The 19,573-nt window shown below is 67.0% G+C and carries 17 protein-coding genes; 11 read left to right on the top strand and 6 right to left on the bottom strand.

What is annotated here, in order from left to right; translation table 11 throughout:
• Positions 1-7: 7 nt before the first annotated feature.
• A complete protein-coding gene (locus Q7V15_RS03860; protein ID WP_304753921.1) occupies positions 8-835 on the bottom strand; it encodes a uracil-DNA glycosylase in 828 nt (275 codons plus the stop codon).
• Positions 836-978: 143 nt separating this feature from the next.
• On the opposite strand from Q7V15_RS03860, the gene Q7V15_RS03865 reads away from it, so the two are divergent.
• Genes Q7V15_RS03865 through Q7V15_RS03875 form a run of 3 tightly spaced genes read left to right on the top strand, consistent with a single transcriptional unit; the run spans position 979 to position 5,312 of the window.
• Positions 979-2,652: an electron transfer flavoprotein-ubiquinone oxidoreductase gene (locus tag Q7V15_RS03865; RefSeq protein WP_304753922.1), complete on the top strand. Its 1,674-nt coding sequence runs from the start codon at positions 979-981 to the stop codon at positions 2,650-2,652.
• Between the two features lie 48 nt (positions 2,653-2,700).
• The gene (locus Q7V15_RS03870) at positions 2,701-4,413 is read left to right on the top strand and encodes a tetratricopeptide repeat protein (protein WP_304753923.1); all 1,713 of its coding nucleotides are present in this window, start codon (positions 2,701-2,703) and stop codon (positions 4,411-4,413) included.
• Positions 4,414-4,418: 5 nt separating this feature from the next.
• Positions 4,419-5,312 carry a 4-(cytidine 5'-diphospho)-2-C-methyl-D-erythritol kinase gene (locus Q7V15_RS03875; RefSeq protein WP_304753924.1) on the top strand — a complete coding sequence of 298 codons (894 nt, stop codon included), beginning with the start codon at positions 4,419-4,421 and terminating at the stop codon, positions 5,310-5,312.
• A 93-nt stretch (positions 5,313-5,405) separates the two neighbouring features.
• Here the strand turns inward: Q7V15_RS03875 and Q7V15_RS03880 are convergent, their stop codons facing one another.
• The gene (locus tag Q7V15_RS03880; protein ID WP_304753925.1) at positions 5,406-6,776 is read right to left on the bottom strand and encodes an ammonium transporter; all 1,371 of its coding nucleotides are present in this window, start codon (positions 6,774-6,776) and stop codon (positions 5,406-5,408) included.
• Positions 6,777-6,846: 70 nt separating this feature from the next.
• Positions 6,847-7,185, bottom strand: a complete 339-nt coding sequence (locus Q7V15_RS03885; protein WP_304753956.1) for a P-II family nitrogen regulator — start codon at positions 7,183-7,185, stop codon at positions 6,847-6,849.
• 377 nt (positions 7,186-7,562) lie between these two features.
• Here Q7V15_RS03885 and Q7V15_RS03890 point away from each other — a divergent pair, with 377 nt between their 5' ends.
• The 5 genes from Q7V15_RS03890 to ppdK all read left to right on the top strand — a co-directional run bounded on the left by Q7V15_RS03890 (position 7,563) and on the right by ppdK (position 14,698).
• Positions 7,563-8,408 (top strand): fasciclin domain-containing protein, encoded by an 846-nt coding sequence (locus Q7V15_RS03890; protein ID WP_304753926.1) that lies wholly within the window; start codon positions 7,563-7,565, stop codon positions 8,406-8,408.
• Between the two features lie 60 nt (positions 8,409-8,468).
• A complete protein-coding gene (locus tag Q7V15_RS03895; protein WP_304753927.1) occupies positions 8,469-9,014 on the top strand; it encodes a hypothetical protein in 546 nt (181 codons plus the stop codon).
• 78 nt (positions 9,015-9,092) lie between these two features.
• Positions 9,093-9,995, top strand: coding sequence for a glycine--tRNA ligase subunit alpha (locus Q7V15_RS03900; protein WP_293317788.1), 903 nt, complete (start codon positions 9,093-9,095; stop codon positions 9,993-9,995).
• 3 nt (positions 9,996-9,998) lie between these two features.
• Complete coding sequence (gene glyS, locus Q7V15_RS03905; RefSeq protein ID WP_304753928.1) at positions 9,999-11,999, top strand: glycine--tRNA ligase subunit beta; 2,001 nt, start codon at positions 9,999-10,001, stop codon at positions 11,997-11,999.
• A gap of 8 nt (positions 12,000-12,007) precedes the next feature.
• On the top strand, positions 12,008-14,698 hold the full coding sequence (gene ppdK, locus Q7V15_RS03910) for a pyruvate, phosphate dikinase (RefSeq protein WP_304753929.1): 2,691 nt from the start codon (positions 12,008-12,010) through the stop codon (positions 14,696-14,698).
• Between the two features lie 63 nt (positions 14,699-14,761).
• Here the strand turns inward: ppdK and Q7V15_RS03915 are convergent, their stop codons facing one another.
• Positions 14,762-15,883, bottom strand: coding sequence for a beta-ketoacyl-ACP synthase III (locus Q7V15_RS03915; RefSeq protein WP_304753930.1), 1,122 nt, complete (start codon positions 15,881-15,883; stop codon positions 14,762-14,764).
• A gap of 204 nt (positions 15,884-16,087) precedes the next feature.
• Here Q7V15_RS03915 and Q7V15_RS03920 point away from each other — a divergent pair, with 204 nt between their 5' ends.
• The 3 genes from Q7V15_RS03920 (at position 16,088) to Q7V15_RS03930 (ending at position 18,105) form a co-directional block, all read left to right on the top strand.
• On the top strand, positions 16,088-16,636 hold the full coding sequence (locus tag Q7V15_RS03920; protein ID WP_304753931.1) for a porin family protein: 549 nt from the start codon (positions 16,088-16,090) through the stop codon (positions 16,634-16,636).
• Between the two features lie 117 nt (positions 16,637-16,753).
• A complete protein-coding gene (locus Q7V15_RS03925; protein WP_304753932.1) occupies positions 16,754-17,143 on the top strand; it encodes a hypothetical protein in 390 nt (129 codons plus the stop codon).
• The gene (locus Q7V15_RS03930; protein WP_304753933.1) at positions 17,143-18,105 is read left to right on the top strand and encodes a sterol desaturase family protein; all 963 of its coding nucleotides are present in this window, start codon (positions 17,143-17,145) and stop codon (positions 18,103-18,105) included. Before Q7V15_RS03925 ends, Q7V15_RS03930 begins: the two co-directional genes overlap by 1 nt.
• Here Q7V15_RS03930 and Q7V15_RS03935 read toward each other — a convergent pair.
• Together Q7V15_RS03935 and Q7V15_RS03940 are read right to left on the bottom strand one after the other, a co-directional pair.
• Entirely contained in the window at positions 18,041-19,060 is a 1,020-nt protein-coding gene (locus Q7V15_RS03935) for an NAD regulator (protein WP_304753935.1), read from the bottom strand. The genes Q7V15_RS03930 and Q7V15_RS03935 overlap by 65 nt on opposite strands.
• On the bottom strand, positions 19,060-19,572 hold the full coding sequence (locus tag Q7V15_RS03940; protein WP_304753937.1) for a tyrosine phosphatase family protein: 513 nt from the start codon (positions 19,570-19,572) through the stop codon (positions 19,060-19,062). The genes Q7V15_RS03935 and Q7V15_RS03940 overlap by 1 nt, the downstream gene beginning before the upstream one ends.
• Position 19,573: the final 1 nt, after the last annotated feature.

Raw genomic sequence — 19,573 nt, forward strand, 5'->3', positions numbered from 1 at the left:
CCCCGGTCTAGTGGGGTCGCTCCGGGCGATCAAGTCTTTGCACCAATGACACGAGGTCGCTCCAGGCTTTCTTCTTGGCTGCGGGCTGACGCAGCAGAAAGGCCGGGTGCAGCGTCGGCATGGCGGGCAATTCCAGGTTTTCGTCCTCGGCCCGCCACTCGAACCAGCGGCCTCGCATCGCCAGGATGCCTTCCTCGCGCTTGAGCATGGCCTTGGCCGAGGCGCCGCCCACCAGCAGCAGCATCCTTGGTCGGACCAAGCTGATGGCCCGTTCCACAAACGGGGCGCAGACCCTCTGCTCGTCGAGAGTCGGGGTTCGGTTTCCTGGGGGGCGCCAGAAGACGGTGTTGGTGATGAAGGTCCGGTTTGTGAGGCCGGCGGCGTCGAGCATCCGGTCCAAAAGCTGCCCCGCGCGGCCGACGAAGGGCTCGCCCCGGGCGTCCTCTTCAGCGCCGGGGCCCTCGCCGATGATCATCACAGGAGCGTCCGCGGGACCGCGGCTGAACACCGCCTTGGTCGCCGCGCCGTCAAATCGGATGGGGCACCCCTGGAAGGCGGCGATGGCCTCGGCCAGGGCCGCCAGATCCTGCGCCTGGCCGGCCAGGACGCGGGCCTGCGCGATCGCCGCCTCGAGGTCCGACGCCTTGGAGCCTGCGGCGCTTGCGGCTGGCGAAGGGATGGGGGCGGGCTCGATCCGCCGGGGGGGCGGACGCAACCCCGCGGCGATGCGATCGATGGCCTCGTCCTGATAGAGGCAGTCCACGCCCACATCGGCCCAGAAGGCCAGCAGGCTCTCGGCCAGGATCTGGGGCGATGGCGAGTTGGTAAGGTCCATACTGTAGGGTCGAAATCCTTGAGATTCGCGGGGTTTGTCCTTGACCGCGTAGGGGCGACCTTCCGATAAGACGGCCAAAGGATCAACGCTGTCGGTGAAGGTGAGGGGGCCTGGCCGATGGATAATGGAGTTCAGAGGGGATCATGAGCGAAGACGTCGAACGTGAAGCCATGGAATACGACGTCGTCATCGTCGGCGCCGGACCTGCTGGCCTGTCGGCGGCGATCCGCCTCAAACAGCTGGCCGCCGAAGCCGGTTCGGAGATCAGCGTCGCCGTTCTGGAAAAAGGCTCCGAGGTTGGCGCTCATATCCTGTCGGGCGCGGTGATTGACCCGATCGCCCTCAATGAACTGATCCCCGACTGGAAGGACCAGGGCGCGCCCCTGGAGACTCCGGTCAAGAAGGACAAGTTCATCTATCTGGGCCCCCAGGGCGAGCTGGACATCACCTGGCTGCCCATGCCGAAGTTCATGCTGAACCACGGCAACTACATCGCCTCCCTGGCCAACGTGGCCCGGTGGCTCGGCCAGCAGGCTGAGGCGCTCGGCGTCGAAATCTATCCGGGCATGGCCGCCTCCGAAGTGGTCTTCGACGAGAATGGCGCCGTAAAGGGCGTCGTCGCTGGCGTGTTCGGCATCGACAAGGACGGGAACAAGGGGCCCGATTACCAGCCCGGCGTGGAGCTGCTGGCCAAGTACACCTTCATCGGCGAAGGCGTCCGCGGGTCGCTGGCCAAGCAGCTGATCGCCAAGTTCGGCCTGGCCGAGGACAGCGAGCCTCAGAAGTTCGGCATCGGCCTGAAGGAACTGTGGCAGGTTCCAGACGACAAGTTCCAGCCGGGCCTCGTTCAGCACACCCTGGGCTGGCCGCTGGACAACAAGACCGGCGGCGGCAGCTTCATGTACCACTTCGGGGACAACTACGTGGCCATCGGCTTCGTGGTTCACCTGAACTACAAGAACCCCTGGCTGTCGCCCTTCGACGAATTTCAGCGCTTCAAGCAGCACCCCGCGGTGCGTCCGCACTTGGAAGGGGGCAAGCGCATCGCCTATGGCGCTCGCGCCATCACCGAGGGCGGCCTGCAGTCGGTGCCCAAGCTGTTCTTCCCGGGCGGGGCCCTGATCGGCTGCTCGGCGGGTTTTGTGAACGTGCCCCGGATCAAGGGCAGCCATAACGCCATGAAGACCGGCATGCTGGCCGCCGAGGCCGCCTTCGCCGCCATCCAGGGCGGCCGTCAGGGCGATGAGCTTGCCGAGTACGAGGCCGCCTACAAGGCCTCCTGGGTCCATAAGGAACTCAAGATCGTCCGCAACGCCAAGCCGATCATCTCCAAGTACGGCACCGCGCTCGGCACCCTGCTGAGTGGCATGGACATGACGATCAGCAATCTGACCGGCGGTTTCTCGATCTTCGGGACGATGAAGCACGGCAAGACCGACGCGGAGTCCACGGGCCTGGCCAAGGACTACAAGCCCATCGTCTATCCCAAGCCCGACAATGAGATCAGCTTCGACAAATTGTCCTCGGTCTTCCTGTCGGCCACCAATCATGACGAGAACCAGCCCGCCCACCTGCGGCTCAAGGACCCCTCGATCCCGATCTCGGTGAATCTGCCGCGGTTTGGCGAGCCGGCCCGCCTCTATTGCCCCGCCGGGGTCTATGAGGTGCTCTATGATGAGGCCGGTCAGAACCCGAAGTTCCAGATCAACTTCCAGAACTGCGTCCACTGCAAGACCTGCGACATCAAGGATCCGTCGCAGAACATCGTCTGGACGACGCCTCAGGGCGGGGACGGGCCGAACTATCCCAATATGTGAGCCGCCGTCGCGCTTGCGGCGGGGGCCGGAAAAGGAAACCCTACGGGGATGCGCCTTCGTTCTCTGACCGTGACGGTCCCTGTGCTGCTCCTGGCCGCCTGCGCCAGTCCCTCTGCCGGTGGCGGGGGACTGGAGGCGCGCTCCCCCTATGGCCTGTTCCTGGCCGGGCAGGCGGCGCTCAATGACGGCGAAAGTCGGCAGGCTGCCGACTATTTCGAGCGCGCCACCCGCAGCAGCGAAACGACCAGCCTGATCTCTGAGCGCGCCTTCACGGCCGCTGTCCTGAGCGGGGAGATTGAGAAGGCCGCGGCCATGGCGCCCGCGACGGAGGAGGCCTCCGAAGGCGCCAAGCGGCTGGGCCGGCTGGTCATGGCGGTCGAGGCCCTGGCCTCTGGCCGCGGGCAGGCGGCCTATGACCTCCTGACCACCCAGGAGATCGGCTTTCCCCACCGTACGGCTGCGGCGCTGCTCACCCCTTGGGCGGCGGCCCAGGCGGGGGACATGCAATTGGCGACCCGTCGTCCCGACGTGCCCGGCGACAAGCTGGTGGAGTATTTCGGAATGCTCGGCCAGGCCCACCAGTATGAGCGGGTCCGGCGGTTTGACGAGGCCGAGACTGATTTCAAGGCCCTGACGGAAGGCGCAGACGCCCCGCCCATGCTAGTGGTCTATCACGGGGAGTTTCTTGAGCGCCGTGGCCGTCGGGATGACGCTGTCGCCCTCTATGAGCGGGCGATGGCGGTCTATCCACGGGATGTCTCCTTGAACCTCGCCCGGATGCGGGCCCTGGCGGGGCGCTCGCCCCCCGCTGCGCCGACCGTACGCCAGGGGGCGGCCCAAGCCCTGCTGACCCCGGCTGCGGCCATGCTGGCCGCGCGCCAGAGCCAGTTCGCCCTGGCCTATGTGCGCATGGCCCTGCGGCTCGACCCAGAGCGTATGGACGCCTGGATGATGGTGGGCGACCTCATGGGCGCCGCAGGCGATGTGACGGCGGCGCGCGCCGCCTATGGCCGTGTGCCGGCCGGACACCCCGACCATGCCGCCGCCCAGAGCAAGCTCGCCTGGAGTCTGCAAGGCGCAGGCGATATCGACGCCGCCCTTGAGACAGCCCGCGCCGCGGCCTCAGGCGGAGATCCCATCGGCCTGCTGACCCTGGCTGACCTGTTGCGGACCAATGAGCGGTACGAAGAGGCCATTGCGCCACTGAATGAGCTGGTGGAGTCGAGCCAGTCGCCCGACTGGCGGCTGCTGTTCGCCCGCGGGGCGGCCTATGAGCGGATGGGGGATTGGCCTCGGGCCGAAGCTGATCTGTCGGCCGCCCTCGCACTCAATCCCGATGAGCCTGATATTCTGAACTACCTGGCCTATGGCTGGATCGACCGGGGCGAGCGTCTGGAAGAGGCCCTGGCCATGGTTCAGACCGCCGTGGACGCCAATCCCCGATCTGGGGCGATGATCGACAGCCTGGGCTGGGGTTATTATCGCCTGGGTCAGTACGACAAGGCGGTCGAGGTGCTGGAAGAAGCCGTCGGGCTTGAGGCCGGCGACCCGGAAATCAATAACCACCTCGGGGACGCCTACTGGCAGGTGGGCCGGCGGGACGAGGCGGTCTTCCAGTGGCGTCGCGTCCTGACCCTTGAGCCCGATGCGCGCATCCGCGCCGATGCGGAGGCCAAGCTCGCCTCGGGTCTGGGCCCTGGGGCCACTGCGGCGGCGGCCCAGGCGGCGGCCGAACCAGTCATCCCGGCCCTTGTTCGATAAGTCTGATGCTCGGCCAGGCCTTCGCCCCCGCCAAGGTGAATCTGTTCCTGCATGTGGGTGCGCCAGCGGCCGATGGGTATCATCCCCTGTGTTCGCTGATGGTGTTCGCCGATGTCGGGGATCGGGTCTCGATCGCGCCGGCTGAAGCGCTGGACTTCGCCCTGACCGGCCCATTCGGTCGTGAACTGAGCGCTCAGGCCGGCGACAACCTCGTCCAACGGGCTGCGCAGGCCCTGTTGAAGCAGGTGCGGGGACCGCGGGCGCCAGTCCTGCTCGCCCTGGATAAGCAATTGCCCATCGCCGCAGGTCTGGGGGGCGGCTCCAGCGACGCCGGCGCGGCCCTGCGGCTGCTGCGGACGACCTGGGCGCCTGAACTGTCTGACGAGAATCTGCAGGCGATAGCGGGCGCGCTTGGCGCCGACGGCGCCGCGTGCCTTTGGGGGGCGCCCGTCATGGCGGAGGGGCGGGGAGAAGTGCTGTCTCAACCCCCGGCCTTGCCGGTCATTCCGGCCGTGCTGGTCAATCCCCGCGCCCTGGCTCCGACCGCCCAGGTCTATGGCCGTTACGACGCGCTCGGCCAGTTCGGTGACGTCGTACCGCCAGCTGCGCCCGCGGCGTTCGAAACGGTCGAGGAACTGGCGGGCTGGCTCAGCCTTCAGCGCAATGACCTGGAGGCCGCCGCTATCGAGCTGACGCCAGAGATCGGTGATGTGCTCGCCGCCCTGAGCGGGGAGCGCGAGACCTTGCTCGCCCGCATGTCGGGTTCGGGCGCCACCTGCTTTGCGATCTGCGGCAGCGATATCGAGGCCGAGCAACTGGCCGAAGGGGTCGAGCGGCTGCGTCCCGACTGGTGGGTGAGCCGCTGCCGCCTGGGCGGTCCCTGGCCAGATCCGGCCTGACCGCGCCCCTCGGCGACGACCTTCCTTTCCACCAAACGAAAACGGGGGCCCCGAAGGACCCCCGTTCCGCAATCCTGACCCGAAGGGTCCAGATCAGTTGTGGATGGCTTCCCCATGTTGGGAAAGATCCAGGCCCTCGACTTCTTCTTCCTCGGAGACCCGCAGCCCGATGGTGAACTTCAGGACCATCAGGATGACGAAGCTGGCGATGGCGGACCAGGCGACGGTCCCCAGCACTCCGATGAACTGGGTGCCCGCATTGGCCGCGGCCGCAGTCTCTTCGCCGGCGATGACCGCATCGGCGAGGACGCCGGTGAGGATGGCGCCGACGATGCCGGCGATGCCGTGCACGCCGAAGACGTCCAGGCTGTCGTCGTACTTCAGCAGCTTCTTCAGCCACACAGCGCCCACATAGGCCGCAGCGCCGCCGACAAGGCCGATGATCAGGGCGCCCTGCGGGCTGACAAAGCCAGCGGCCGGGGTGATCGCCACGAGACCCGCAATGGCGCCAGACGCCATGCCGAGCATGCCGGGCTTCTTACGCTCGACCCACTCGATGACCAGCCAGGACAGGATCGCGCCGGCAGTGGCCACTTGGGTGTTGAGCATGGCCACAGCGGCCAGACCATCGGCGGCGACGGCGGAGCCGGCGTTGAGGCCGAACCAGCCGACCCACAGCATGGCCGCGCCGATCATGGTCAGGACCAGGTTGTGCGGCGCCATATTGTCGACGCCGTAGCCCTTGCGCTTGCCCAGAACGATGGCGCAGACCAGACCGGCGATGCCGGCGTTGATGTGCACCACGGTGCCGCCGGCGAAGTCCAGCACGCCTTCGTCGCTGAGGAAGCCGCCGCCCCAGACCCAGTGGCAGACCGGCGCATAGACGATCAGCGACCACGCGACCATGAAGAGCAGCATGGCCGAGAACTTCATCCGCTCGGCGAAGGCGCCGGTGATGAGGGCCGGGGTGATGATGAAGAAGGTCATCTGGAACACCACGAACAGGTATTCCGGAATGGTGCCCGCCACGCCGTCATAGGCCACGCCCGCCAAGAAGGCGTTGCTGAGGCCACCGACGAAGGGCTGCAAAGCCGGATTGCTGTTTTCGGAGAAGGCCAGCGAATAGCCGACAACCATCCACAGTACGCTCATCACCGCGGTGATCGCGAAGCTCTGGGCGACCGTGGCGATGACGTTCTTCTTGCGGACCATACCGCCGTAGAACAGGGCCAGACCCGGAATGGTCATCATCAGGACGAGCGCAGTGGAGGTCAGCATCCAGGCGGTGTCGCCGCTATCGACGGTGGCGACCTCTTCCTCAGCCGGCGCCTCTTCGACCGGTGCGGCCTCGGCGACCGGCGCGGCCTCCTCGACCGGGGCTTCCATCATGGCCTCGGCCGGCGGCGGCGCCTCTTGCGCCCATGCCGAGGCGACCGGCGCCCCGACAATGGCGGCGGCGAGCATTAGGCCCGCCAACCCTTTGAATTTCAACGACATCATTGTGGCTATCCCCTTGTCCCGTTCAGTTGCGCCCTTAAAGGGCGGCGGCCCCGGTCTCGCCGGTGCGAATCCGCACCGCGTCTTCGACGTTGACGACGAAGATCTTTCCGTCGCCGATCTTGCCGGTGGCCGCTGCGGCCTTGATGGCCTCGACAGCCATGGCGGCGGCCGCGTCGTCCACGACGGCCTCCAGCTTGACCTTGGGCACGAAGTTCACCTGGTACTCCGCCCCTCGGTAGATTTCGGTCTGTCCCTTTTGCCGGCCGTAGCCTTTGACTTCGGAGACCGTCAGACCTTCAACGCCAGCCGAAACGAGCGCTTCGCGCACGTCGTCCAACTTGAAGGGTTTGACGATCGCAATGATCAGTTTCATCCGCTCGCTACCGCACGGGCTTTTACGCCGCGCGTCCCCTTTTTGGTTCGAGCCGTCACCAAGCCCCATGGCCCCATTCCGACGGTGTCGGTCGACGGCGACTGTGACGCTATCGGCGGGGAGGGATGCGGGGGCAGGTCTGGCCATGCCCAGTTAAGGAAAGCCAAGTCCTGCGCAAAAAATGGGCGCCAAAATGCGCCGGGCGCCGTGAAACCAAGCAAATGGATGGGGCGAGCTGGATTTGGCGCCCGGGTCCTCCGCCCACCAACGATCACGAACCCGTGATCGTTGGCAACCCCTGGGACGCCCCTGCGTAATGGTCTCGACCCGTGAGCCTGGCGTTGGCCGCCTCACACCCCACAGTCGATAGGATGACCATGCGTTTGTCTCGTCTCATGACCGCCACGGCGGTGGCTGCGCTGATCGCTGGCGCCGCCCAGGCTCAGCAGGTTCCGGCCGGTGGCGCGCCTGCGCCACAGACTGGGGCTACGGCCAGCGCCAATGTCGCGCCGGCTGGCGATATCGTCGAGACGGTCAAGGCCTCGGGGCAGTTTACGACCCTGGTTACGGCGCTCGAAGCCACGAACCTTGTTCAACTTCTGAAGACGACGCCGAACCTGACGGTCTTCGCCCCGACAGACGCCGCCTTCGCCGCCCTGCCGGCCGGGGAGCTGGACCGCCTGATGGCGGAGGAGAACCGTGCGGAGCTCCAGAAGCTGCTGACCTATCACGTGGTCAACGCCCGGGTGGAATCCAGCAAGATCCAAGGCGCCCAGGGGCCGGTCCCCACCGTTGCGGGCGAGAATCTCCAGGTCGACGGCGTGGGCGAGACCATGATGGTCGGCCAGGCCCAGATCACCCAGTCGGACATCAATGCTGAAAACGGCTTGATCCATGTGGTGGACAAGGTGCTGACGCCGGGCGCCATGCCGGTCCAGGCCAGTCCCGCGGCCGATGCAGGAACCGACGCTTCGGCGACGGCGGCCTCGAAGAAGGCTGCCAAGGCTGATCAGGTGATGTCGGAGCCCAGAGACGCGGCCGCCGTTCCGGCCGAGGAGGCGGTGGTGTCGGCCGAGGGCGCGCCCACCGGCTCGGCCGCCGACGTCGCAGCCACGGAACCTCAAACCGACATGCAGCCGATTCCGGACACTCCGGATAACCGCGCCACCCATGGCGCACCGCTCTCGAACGCCGGCAAGCGGACCTCCGCGGAAGGCAACTAGGGGAAACTGGCAGGACGCCGGGGGGACCTGCGGACGACTTCAACCCAAAGGAATCCAGCGATGAAACTCAATATGATCCTCAGCGTGTCGGCCGCCGCCCTCCTGGCCGCCGGCGCCGCCCAGGCCCAGACCGTCCAAGGCGGGTTGACGGGCGACGTGACCGGCCAGGCCGGGGCGGTCCTCAGCAGCCCCGCAGATCACACCCGGTCGAGCACCGGCCTGCCCTCGGTCGATTCCACCCGCCCCACCGGCGCGGATGCCGGCCGCACCATGTCGGGCGGTCAGGTGACGGGCTCGGCCGACATGCAGGCTGGCCCGGTCAATTCACCGGACGCCATGTCGGGCTCCATGAGCGGGTCGGCTCAGGCCGGCGCCACTATGAATCGCGATGGGATGTCGGCTGACACCTCCGTCGGCGCCACCGCCCAGCAGGAGCAGATGGACGGTCAAACCCAGTCGGCGGGCTCCATGGGGACCATGGCCTCCAGCACGACCGGTGTGCGTGTGACGGCCAATGATCCGATCCCCGACACCGAGGAAAATCGGGCGAAGTATGGCCAGCCCGAGTCTCGGGCGGGTAAGGCGAGCACGCCCGGCGGCAACTGATCTTCGCCGCGCGCTTGATGCACAGGTCGGCGGGCCCTATGGTCCGCCGACTTTTTTTGCGCCTGCAAATCAGCCCAGATGTCCTCAGAAAAACCGCTCTCGTTTCAGGGCCTGATCCTGAAACTCCATGACTATTGGAGCCGCCAGGGTTGTGTGATCCTGCAGCCGCACGACGTCGAGGTGGGGGCAGGCACCCTTCACCCGGCCACGGTGCTGCGCGCGCTCGGTCCAAAACCGTGGCGGGCGGCCTATGTTCAGCCCTCCCGCAGGCCTGCGGACGGCCGCTATGGGGAGAACCCCAACCGCCTGCAGCACTATTACCAGTACCAGGTGATCCTGAAGCCGAACCCGGACGATCTGCAGGATCTCTATCTGGGCAGCCTGGAGGCCATCGGCCTCGACACCCGTCTGCACGACATCCGTTTCGTCGAGGATGACTGGGAGAACCCTACTGTGGGCGCCTGGGGTCTGGGCTGGGAAGTCTGGTGCGATGGTATGGAGGTCACCCAGTACACCTACTTCCAGCAGGTGGGGGGCGTGGACGTCTGGCCGGTGGCCGGCGAGCTCACCTACGGGCTGGAGCGGCTGGCCATGTATCTGCAGGGGGTCGACCATTTCACCGACCTGGCCTTCAACGATCCGGACGGGCCTGCGCCCATGACCTATGGCGAGGTGTTCCTGGAGAACGAGCGCCAGCAGTCGACGGCCAATTTCGACGGCTATGACGTGGCGACCCTCAAGCGCCAGTTCGAGGACATGGAAATCCAGGTCCCGCGCCTGCTGGCGATGAAGGGGCCGCAGGGCCAGGCCATCGTCCTGCCGGCCTATGACCATGTGCTCAAGGCCAGCCACCTGTTCAATCTGATGGACGCCCGCGGCGCCATCGCGGTCGCCGAGCGCCAGAGCTATATCGGCCGCATCCGCGACCTGACCAAGATGTGCGCCGAGGCCTGGGTGGCCAATGAAGGGGGCAACGCCTAAGTCATGCCCCAACTGCTTCTTGAGCTCTTTTCCGAAGAGATTCCTGCGCGCATGCAGGTTCAGGCCGCCCGCGACCTGGAGCGCATGGCCCGGGAGCGTCTGGCCGAGCAGGGCTTCCTGCCTGAGGCCATGACCGCCTTCGCCGGCCCCCGTCGCCTGACCCTGGTGATCGAGGGCCTGCCCGAAGCCCAAGCTGACCGCACCGAAGAACGCAAAGGCCCCCGGGTCGGCTCGCCGGAAAAGGCCATGGAGGGCTTTTTGCGCTCCACCGGTCTGACGATGGACCAGTTGGTCGATCAGGACGGGGTCTGGTTTGCGAAGATCGAGCGCAAGGGCCGGCCGACGCCGGAGATCATCGCCGAGATGGTCGAGGCCATCGTCCGCAACTTCCCCTGGCCCAAGTCCATGACCTGGGGGCGGGGGACCCTGCGCTGGGTCCGGCCGCTGAAGCGGATCGTCTGCCTGTTTGACGGGACGGTTGTGCCGATCTCCATCGACGGGATCGAGAGCGGCGACGTCACCGAGGGCCACCGCTTCATGGGCGAGGCTCAGCCCTTCCGCGTGAAGGACTTCGACACCTATCGCGACGGACTGACGGCGCACTTCGTCGTGCTGGACGTGGAAGAGCGCAAGGCGCGCATCCTCGACGCCGCCCGTACCCTCTGCTTCGCCCGCAATCTGGAGCTGGTGGAGGACGAAGGGCTGCTGAACGAGGTCGCCGGCCTCGCCGAGTGGCCGACGCCGGTCCTGGGCGACATGGACCCCGACTTCCTCGACCTGCCGCCGGAGGTGATCCGCACCTCCATGCGCACCCACCAGAAGTACTTCGCCGTCCGCAATCCAGCCACAGGCGGCCTCGCGCCTCACTTCATCACCGTGGCCAATATCCAGGCCGCCGATGGCGGCGCCGCCATCGCGGCGGGCAACGCCAAGGTGCTGTCGGCCCGCCTGTCTGACGCTCGCTTCTTCTGGGACGAGGACCGCAAGCTGCGGCTGGAAGACCGGCTGGAGAAGCTCAAGGGCGTCACCTTCCACGCCAAGCTGGGCGCCATGTCCGACCGGGTGGCGCGCATCACCGACCTCGCCCGCAGCCTGGCCCCCCGGGTCGGCGCCGATCCAGACGCCGCGGCCCAGGCCGCCCGCCTGGCCAAGGCGGACCTGGTCACCGGCATGGTCGGCGAGTTTCCTGAGCTTCAGGGCCTGATGGGCGGCTACTACGCCCAGGCCGAGGGCTTGCCCGCCGACGTGGCCGAGGCCATCCGCGATCATTACAAGCCGCAAGGTCCCGGCGACGCTCTGCCGGCCGGCCCTGTCGGCGCGGCGCTGGCCCTGGCCGACAAGCTCGACAGCCTGATCGGCTTCTTCGGCATCGATGAAAAGCCCACCGGCTCGCGCGATCCCTACGCCCTGCGCCGCTCGGCGCTCGGTGTGATCCGCATCGTGCTGGAGGGCGGGATCCGACTGCCCCTGCGCGAGCTGGCGGGGGATGAGCTGGTGGCCTTCTTCGCCGACCGCCTGAAGGTGCTGCTGCGCGATCAGGGCAGGCGTCATGATCTGGTGGACGCGGTCTTCGCCCTGGGGGACGACGACCTGGTGCGGATCGTCGCCCGGGTCGAGGCCCTGGACGGCTTCCTGACCACCGAGGACGGCGCCAACCTGCTGGCGGGCTACAAGCGCGCCACCAACATCCTGCGGGCCGAGGAAAAGAAGGGCGCCATGCCCTCTGGACCGGCGATCGCCATGGACGGCGCGCCGGCGGCGGAGACCGCCCTGGTGGCGGCCCTGGCCGGTGTCGAGCCGGCTGTGGCCCAGGCCCTGGCCGCTGAGGACTTCGTGGCCGCCATGCAGGCCCTGTCGGGTCTGCGCGGTCCAGTGGACGCCTTTTTCGAGCAAGTGCTGGTGAATGCTGAAGACCCCGCGGAACGGGACAACCGCCTGCGGCTTCTGAGCCAGGTCCGCGACGCCATGGGGCGCGTGGCGGATTTCAGCCAAGTGACGGGATGAGTGGGACGATGACGAGCCTGACCAAGACGCGCTGGGTCTACGCCTTCGGCGGCGGCGCGGCCGACGGGGACTCCTCGATGAAGAACCTGCTGGGGGGCAAGGGCGCCAACCTGGCCGAGATGTCGTCCCTGGGCCTTCCGGTGCCCCCCGGCTTCACCATCACCACCGAGTGCTGCACCCATTACTACGCCAATGAGCAGCGCTATCCCGACGACATGAAGGCCCAGGTCACCGAGGCGCTGGGCCGGGTCGAGGAGCTGACCGGAAAGCGGTTCGGCGAGGCCGCCAATCCCCTGCTGGTCTCTGTGCGCTCCGGGGCGCGGGCTTCGATGCCGGGCATGATGGACACGGTCCTGAACCTGGGTCTGAACGACCAGACCGTGGAAGGGCTGGCCAAGCTGTCGGGGGACCGGCGGTTCGCCTTCGATTCCTACCGTCGCTTCATCCAGATGTATTCGAACGTGGTCCTCGACCTGGATCACCACATGTTCGAGGAAATCCTGGACGAGCATAAGGAGCGCCTCGACGTCACCGTCGACACTGCCCTGTCGGCCGGGGACTGGGAAAAGGTGGTCGCCGACTACAAGAAGGCTGTCGCCGCCGAACTGGGCTCTGAGTTCCCTCAGGACCCACAGGCTCAGCTCTGGGGCGCTGTGGGCGCCGTCTTCGCCAGCTGGATGAACGACCGGGCCAAGTTCTATCGCCGCATGCACGACATCCCCGAAAGCTGGGGCACGGCGGTGAATATCCAGTCGATGGTCTTCGGCAATATGGGCGAGACCTCGGCCACGGGCGTGGCTTTCACCCGCAACCCCTCCACCGGCGAGGCGCGCCTCTATGGCGAGTTCCTGATCAACGCCCAGGGCGAGGACGTGGTGGCCGGCATCCGCACACCTCAGGCCCTGACCAAGATCGCCCGGGAGGAGATGGGGGACAAGCAGCCCTCCATGGAGGAAGCCCTTCCGGAGGTGTTCGAACAGTTCAAGGCGGCTGTCGAGCGGCTGGAGAGCCACTATCGCGACATGCAGGACATCGAGTTCACGGTCGAACAGGGCCGGCTCTACATGCTGCAGACGCGCAATGGGAAGCGTACCGCCAAGGCGGCCCTGAAGATCGCCGTCGACCTCGCCGCCCAGGGTGTGATCACCCAGGAAGAGGCCGTGATGCGGGTTGAGCCTTCCTCTCTTGATCAATTGCTGCACCCCACCATCGACCCGAGCAGCGAGCGTGACGTCATCGCCCGGGGCCTGCCGGCCTCGCCGGGCGCCGCCACCGGCAAGGTGGTGTTCGACGCCGACGAGGCCGAACGCCTGGCGGCCATTCATGAGTCGGTGATCCTGGTCCGCGACGAGACCAGCCCCGAGGACATCCACGGCATGCATGCAGCCAAGGCCATCCTGACCGCCCGCGGGGGCATGACCTCCCATGCCGCCGTGGTCGCCCGGGGAATGGGCCGCCCTTGCGTCTCCGGCGCCGGAGAGGTGCAAATTCACCCCAAGGCGGGTGAGTTCCGCGTTCGTGGCCGGACGTTCAAGGCGGGCGACATCATCACCGTCGACGGCTCCACCGGCGAGGTTCTGGCCGGGGCGGTCAACATGATCGAGCCTGAGCTCACCGGCGACTTCGCCACCCTGATGGTCTGGGCCGACGCCCTGCGTCGCCTGAAGGTCCGGGCCAACGCCGAGACGCCCCTGGACGCGCGCACCGCCCGGCAATTCGGGGCCGAGGGCATCGGCCTGTGCCGCACCGAGCACATGTTCTTTGAAGAAGACCGGATCGCCGCTGTGCGCGAGATGATCCTGGCCTCCGACGAGAAGGGCCGCCGCACCGCGCTCGCCAAGATCCTGCCCATGCAGCGGGCCGACTTCGTCGAGCTCTTCACCATCATGGAGGGCCTGCCGGTCACCATCCGGCTGCTCGACCCGCCCCTGCACGAGTTCCTGCCCCATACCGAGGAAGACCTGAAGGCCCTGGCCCATACGGCCGGCCTTGAGCTGGCGGTGCTGGAGCGTCGGGTGAAGGAGCTGCATGAGACCAACCCGATGCTGGGCCATCGCGGCTGTCGGCTGGGGGTCTCCTATCCCGAGATCTATGAGATGCAGGTCCGCGCCATTTTCGAGGCGGCCTGCGAGATCGCCGAGAGCGGCAAGACCCCGCCGTGCCCGGAGATCATGCATCCCCTGGTCGCCAAGGGCGAGGAGATGAAGTTCCTGCGGCTGCTCACCGATCGGGTGGCCAGGCAGGTTCTGGACGAGCGTAAGCTCGACTTCCCCTATCTGGTGGGCACCATGGTCGAGCTGCCCCGCGCCGCCATCCGCGCCGCCGATCTGGCGGAGAACGCCGAGTTCTTCTCCTTCGGCACCAACGATCTGACGCAGACCACGTTTGGCATCAGCCGCGACGACTCCGGCCGCTTCCTGGCGGCCTATATGGACAAGGGCATCTTCGAAAAGGACCCCTTTGTCAGCCTCGACCAGGAAGGCGTCGGCGACCTGATCCGCATCGCCACCGAGCGGGGCCGCGCCCAGCGGCCGGAGATCAAGCTCGGCATCTGTGGCGAACATGGGGGCGACCCGGCCTCCATCGACTTCTGCGAACGGGTCGGCCTCGACTATGTGAGTTGCTCGCCCTACCGGGTGCCGATCGCCCGCCTGGCCGCGGCCCAGTCGGCCATCGGCGAGCGCGAGAAGGATCGCTAGACAGACAAAGGGCCCCGCCGGCAGTCCGGCGAGGCCCTTTTTCCTTGCGGCTGAACCTGCGGCTTAGCGCTTGCGGACGAACACCGTGCCGGCCGAATAGCCCGCGCCGAACGAACAGATCAGGCCCATTTCGCCCGCCGCGAACCCGTCATTGGCCTTGTGGAAGGCGATGATCGAGCCGGCCGACGAGGTGTTGGCGTACTCGTCCAGGATGATGACGTTCTCCTGCGGCGTCGGATCGCGGCCCAACACCTTGCGGCCGATCATGTCGTTCATGTTGATATTGGCCTGGTGCAGCCACAGGCGCTTCAGCGCCGTGGGATCCAGGCCCAGATCGCCAGCGTGATCGACGATCATCTCCGAAACCATCGGCACCACCTCGCGGAAGACCTTGCGGCCCTCCTGGACGAACAGCTTGTCCTTGGCGGCGACGCCCTCGGGGGCTGCGCGATTGAGGAAGCCGAAATTGTTGCGGATATTGTTGGAAAAGACGGTCTTCAGACGCGTGCCGATAATGTCCCACCCCTGGCCGGGGGCAGCGTCATCCTCGGCCTCGACGATCACTGCGGTGGCCACGTCGCCGAAGATGAAGTGGCTGTCTCGGTCGCAGAAGTTCAGGTGGCCCGAGGTGATCTCCGGATTGACCATCAGCACCGCCTTGGCTGAGCCGCTGGCGATATAGTCGGCGGCCGTCTTGATGCCGAAGGTGGCCGAGGAGCAGGCCACATTCATGTCGAAGGCGAAGCCGTCGATGCCGAGGGCCTGTTGCACCTCGATGGCCATGGCCGGATAGGCCCGCTGCATGTTGGAGGCCGCGCAGATCACCGCGCCGATCTCGCTGACCGGCTTGCCCCAGGCCTCAATGGCCTGGCGGGCCGCGGCCACGGCGATCTCGGCCAGCACCGAAATCTCCTCGTTGGAGCGCTCAGGGATCACCGGGCGCATCACGTCCGGATCAATCAGGCCGGACTTGTCGATCACATAGCGCGACTTGATACCTGAAGCCTTCTCGATGAAGGGCTCCGAGGACGGGGTCAGCGCCTCGACCTCGCCCGCGGCGATGGCCTCGGCGTTGCGGGCGTTGAAACGCTCCACATAGGCGTTGAAGGTCTCCACCAGCTCGGCGTTGGTCAGCGTGTGGGGCGGGGTGTAGAGGCCGGTGGCGGCGATGACGGCGTGGCGCAAGTTGGCTTCTCCGAAGGCAGCCTCTTCCGGGCTTGCCAGCCCTAGATAGCACAGCAGCGGAAAAATGCAGGGGAGGGCGCTGTGGCTCATGAGCCACATGATGTGGCCGCCCTGCAATTGTCGGCCCAGGGACAGGAATCCGCCCAGATTGGCGACGATGAAGGCCGGGTTCGGGGCGTTAGTCCCCAAGTCGGAGTAAAAAATATGAAAATTCTCATCGCCGCCACCGCGACGGCCGCCGTCCTCGCCGCCGCACCGCTCGCCGCGCAGGCCCAGTCCATGTCGGCCCCGGAAATCTACGGCTCGGTCGGCTACGCCCATGCCGACGCCGGTGACTTCGATCTCGGCGCCGTGCAGGGTCGCCTGGGCGCCAAGCTCACCCCCTATTTCGGCGTTGAGGGCGAACTCTCCTTCGGCGTGAAGGATGACACCTACAGCCCGCCGGTCAGCATCGGTGGTTCGCCGATCAAGGTTGAGCTGAACCACAGCGCGGCGATCTATGGCGTCGGCTTCCTGCCGGTGGCCCCCAATGCCGATCTCTTTGCTCGGGTGGGCTACGGCACGACCGAGATCAAGGCTTCGGCGGCCGGCATCAGCAGCAAGGCTGATGGCGAGAGCTGGAATTTCGGCGTCGGCGGTCGCTATTTCCTGGATGGCCAGAACGGCTTCCGCGCCGACTACACCCGCCAGGAATTCCAAGACGACGGCGGCTCGGCTGACGTCTGGGCGGTGGGTTACGTCCGGAAGTTCTAAGCCTTCGGATCTGCTTGCAAGGTTCTCGTACGACGGCGCGTCCCCAGAGGGGGCGCGCCGTTTTGCTTGACCATCGGTCTTCGGAGGTGAACCGTGCCCCCTGGGGAGGACACCGCGTTGGATCAGGCGTTCCTTATACAGTTTACCGGCTCGATGGCTGCGGTGGCGGTCCTGGTCGGTTTGGCCGCCTGGGCGCGAATCGGCCGCCCGGCCCCCGGATTGGATGAGGCCCGCGCCCGCGATCTCCTCGGCGAGGACTTTCCTGAACAGCGTATCGACCAGCTCTGGATCGCCCGCGAAGGCAAGGGCGCGCTGGCCAGGTCAGGCGCCTGCGCCCTGGTTCTGGTTCAGGTCGGGGACGGCTATGCGGCCCGTCGTCTGTCCTGGTGCCAGGCGACCTCGGCCATGTTCAAAAACGGCCTGCTCGACATCCGCCTGGGGGAGGTGGCCGCGCCGCGAGCTGTTCTCGCCTTTGACAACTGGCCGCCGGCGGACCTGGCCGCCTGATGGACGACCTCGATCCGGTCAGCCTCGCCGTCCCTTTCTTCATCCTGGCGATCGTCCTGGAGATCGTCCTGGCGCGCATGGGCCTGGTGCGGGCCAACTATGAGCCCAAGGACACCTTCACCTCCCTGGCCATGGGGCTGGGCAGTTCGGTGGCCGGACTGGCGACGGCGGGTGTCATCTTCGCCGCCAGTCTTTGGGTCTATCAGCACCGGCTGTTCGACATTCCCATGACTGCAGTCTGGGCCTGGGTGCTGGTCTTCCTGCTGGAGGACAAGATCTACTACTGGTTTCACCGTCTGGCGCATGAGCGCCGGTTCTGGTGGGCGAGCCATGTGAACCACCACACTTCGCAGCACTACAACCTCTCGACCGCCCTGCGACAGACCTGGACCGGGGGCGTGGCGGGAACCTGGCTACTGTGGCTGCCCCTGTCGCTGATCGGCTTTCCCCCGGCCATGGTGGCGATTCAGAAGGGGATCAGTCTGGTCTACCAGTTCTGGATTCACACCGAGGCCGTCGGAAAGATGCCCCGCTGGTTCGAAACGGTGTTCAACACGCCCTCGCACCACAGGGTCCACCACGCCCGCAACCCGCGCTATCTCGACCGAAACTATGCGGGCATCCTGATCATCTGGGACCGCATGTTCGGCACCTTCCAGCCTGAGCTGGAGGGCGAGCCATGCCGCTATGGAATCGTGAAGAACCTGGCGACCTTCAATCCCATACGGGTCGCCTTTCACGAATGGGCTGCGATCGGGCGAGATCTGATGGGCGCGCGCTCCCTGCGGGACGCCGCCCTCTATCTGTTCGGACGTCCTGGGTGGAGCCCGGATGGCTCCCGCGAAACCTCCGAACAGATTCGCGCCCGTTGGGCTGCGGCCGCCGGCGCCGCGCGGCCTAGTCCCGCAACAGGGGCAGAGACAGGCCTGACACCGGACGTGCGCTCAGAATCTCCCGCCTGAAGCGGAACAACTCGGCGGGCCGGCCGCCGGTGTCGGCGTCAATGCGGCCCAAGCCCTCGACCAGGCCGCCGCGCTCCAGCGCCCGGCGGAAGTTCTGCTTGTGCAAAGAGGCGCCGGCGATGGCCTCCACCGCCCTCTGCAGCGCCAGCAGGGTGAAGGCCTCAGGCATCAGCTCGAAGACCACGGGTCTGTACTTGATCTTGCCGCGCAGTCGGCTGAGCGCGGTGGCCAGGATCCGCCTGTGGTCGGAGATCATCGGCGCCCCCAACGCCGCCCGCAGGGCGTCGGACCGCTCCCCGGTGGCTTCGCCACGATCCCGAGCCGCCTCGGGGGCGAGGCCTGCCCCATAGAGGAGCTCATAGCGCTCCAACACCCGCTCCTCGTTCCAGGGGGCGCCGTCCAGGGCGAAGGCCAGGCGCGCGCGGGCGAGCCGAAGCTCTCTTTGCGCTGGCGGTGCGCGATCAGCCCACTGGCGCAGGGCGTCTTCGATCAGCAGGGCGGCCGCGGGGCGGCCCTGCCGCCAGTCCTCCCAGGGGAAGAACCGCGTCCACGGCGCCCATGCGGTGTCAGGCGCCGCAGTCTCCACAGCCTGGGGCGTCAGGGCCAGATAGCCGACAGAGATGACGCGGCTGGGGCGTGCGCCCGGGGCGCTGTCGGCGCCGGCGCCCATATCAGCCAGCGGCGCGTCCCGACCCCGGTCGCCAAAGGTGTAGAGCTGCTCCACATAGCCGAGGTCGAACCGGGTCTGTGCGGTCACAAAGGCCCGCAAGGCCAGTTCGAAGGTGCGATGGCCGTCCGGGTCGAAGGGACCGAATGGCAGGCCGGCCGGTTCTGAGGCCGGCTCCCCATCGCCGCGGGATCGGACCGTCAGCACCATGGCCTCGCCGTCGCGCACAGCCACCACCACCGCTGAAAGTCCGATGACGACAGGGGATGGGGTCGGGCCGCGAGCCATCAGTGCCGGGCAGCGAAGTCGAAGGGCGCGCCGAGACTGACGTAGCCGTTGCCGCCAATCGCTTCGATCGCATCCACCATCCGTCCGCCACGGCCGAGCATGTCGTCAGCCAGAGCCACGATCCGGCGATTGGGGTAGGCGTGGGGCGCGAGGCTGCGCAGGGTGCGGGCGATGGCGGCCTCGTCCGTCTCTGGACTGCGGGCGCAGGCGAGCGTGAAGGCGCTGGCGGTGGACCGGCTCACGCCGGCCCAGCAGTGCACCACCATGGGCGCGCTTTCGTCCCATGAGGCGGCAAAGTCGAGAAGCCGCATGACCAGGCCCTCCTGGGGAGCGGTCATGCCCTCAGCGGGCTGATTGATGTCATTCACCCCCAATTGCAGGTGCCGATCAGCGGCCACGCCTTCGGGGGTGGGGATCATGGTCGTCGGGTCGAGCAGGGTGACCAGATGTGACGGGCGCCGGGCCGAAATCACCCGGGGCAGGTCCGCCAAGCCGCAGACGATCATCGTCATG

It is taken from the genome of Phenylobacterium sp., from assembly GCF_030651755.1.
Classification (GTDB): domain Bacteria; phylum Pseudomonadota; class Alphaproteobacteria; order Caulobacterales; family Caulobacteraceae; genus Phenylobacterium.

Excerpts from the sequence above, each read along its gene's own strand:
- Q7V15_RS03860 (WP_304753921.1), bottom strand. The coding sequence starts at position 835 with ATGGACCTTACCAACTCGCCATCGCCCCAGATCCTGGCCGAGAGCCTG.
- Q7V15_RS03865 (WP_304753922.1), top strand. The coding sequence starts at position 979 with ATGAGCGAAGACGTCGAACGTGAAGCCATGGAATACGACGTCGTCATC.
- Q7V15_RS03870 (WP_304753923.1), top strand. The coding sequence starts at position 2,701 with ATGCGCCTTCGTTCTCTGACCGTGACGGTCCCTGTGCTGCTCCTGGCC.
- Q7V15_RS03875 (WP_304753924.1), top strand. The coding sequence starts at position 4,419 with ATGCTCGGCCAGGCCTTCGCCCCCGCCAAGGTGAATCTGTTCCTGCAT.
- Q7V15_RS03880 (WP_304753925.1), bottom strand. The coding sequence starts at position 6,776 with ATGCTCGCCGCCGCCATTGTCGGGGCGCCGGTCGCCTCGGCATGGGCG.
- Q7V15_RS03885 (WP_304753956.1), bottom strand. The coding sequence starts at position 7,185 with ATGAAACTGATCATTGCGATCGTCAAACCCTTCAAGTTGGACGACGTG.
- Q7V15_RS03890 (WP_304753926.1), top strand. The coding sequence starts at position 7,563 with ATGCGTTTGTCTCGTCTCATGACCGCCACGGCGGTGGCTGCGCTGATC.
- Q7V15_RS03895 (WP_304753927.1), top strand. The coding sequence starts at position 8,469 with ATGAAACTCAATATGATCCTCAGCGTGTCGGCCGCCGCCCTCCTGGCC.
- Q7V15_RS03900 (WP_293317788.1), top strand. The coding sequence starts at position 9,093 with ATGTCCTCAGAAAAACCGCTCTCGTTTCAGGGCCTGATCCTGAAACTC.
- glyS (WP_304753928.1), top strand. The coding sequence starts at position 9,999 with ATGCCCCAACTGCTTCTTGAGCTCTTTTCCGAAGAGATTCCTGCGCGC.
- ppdK (WP_304753929.1), top strand. The coding sequence starts at position 12,008 with ATGACGAGCCTGACCAAGACGCGCTGGGTCTACGCCTTCGGCGGCGGC.
- Q7V15_RS03920 (WP_304753931.1), top strand. The coding sequence starts at position 16,088 with ATGAAAATTCTCATCGCCGCCACCGCGACGGCCGCCGTCCTCGCCGCC.
- Q7V15_RS03930 (WP_304753933.1), top strand. The coding sequence starts at position 17,143 with ATGGACGACCTCGATCCGGTCAGCCTCGCCGTCCCTTTCTTCATCCTG.
- Q7V15_RS03935 (WP_304753935.1), bottom strand. The coding sequence starts at position 19,060 with ATGGCTCGCGGCCCGACCCCATCCCCTGTCGTCATCGGACTTTCAGCG.
- Q7V15_RS03940 (WP_304753937.1), bottom strand. The coding sequence starts at position 19,572 with ATGACGATGATCGTCTGCGGCTTGGCGGACCTGCCCCGGGTGATTTCG.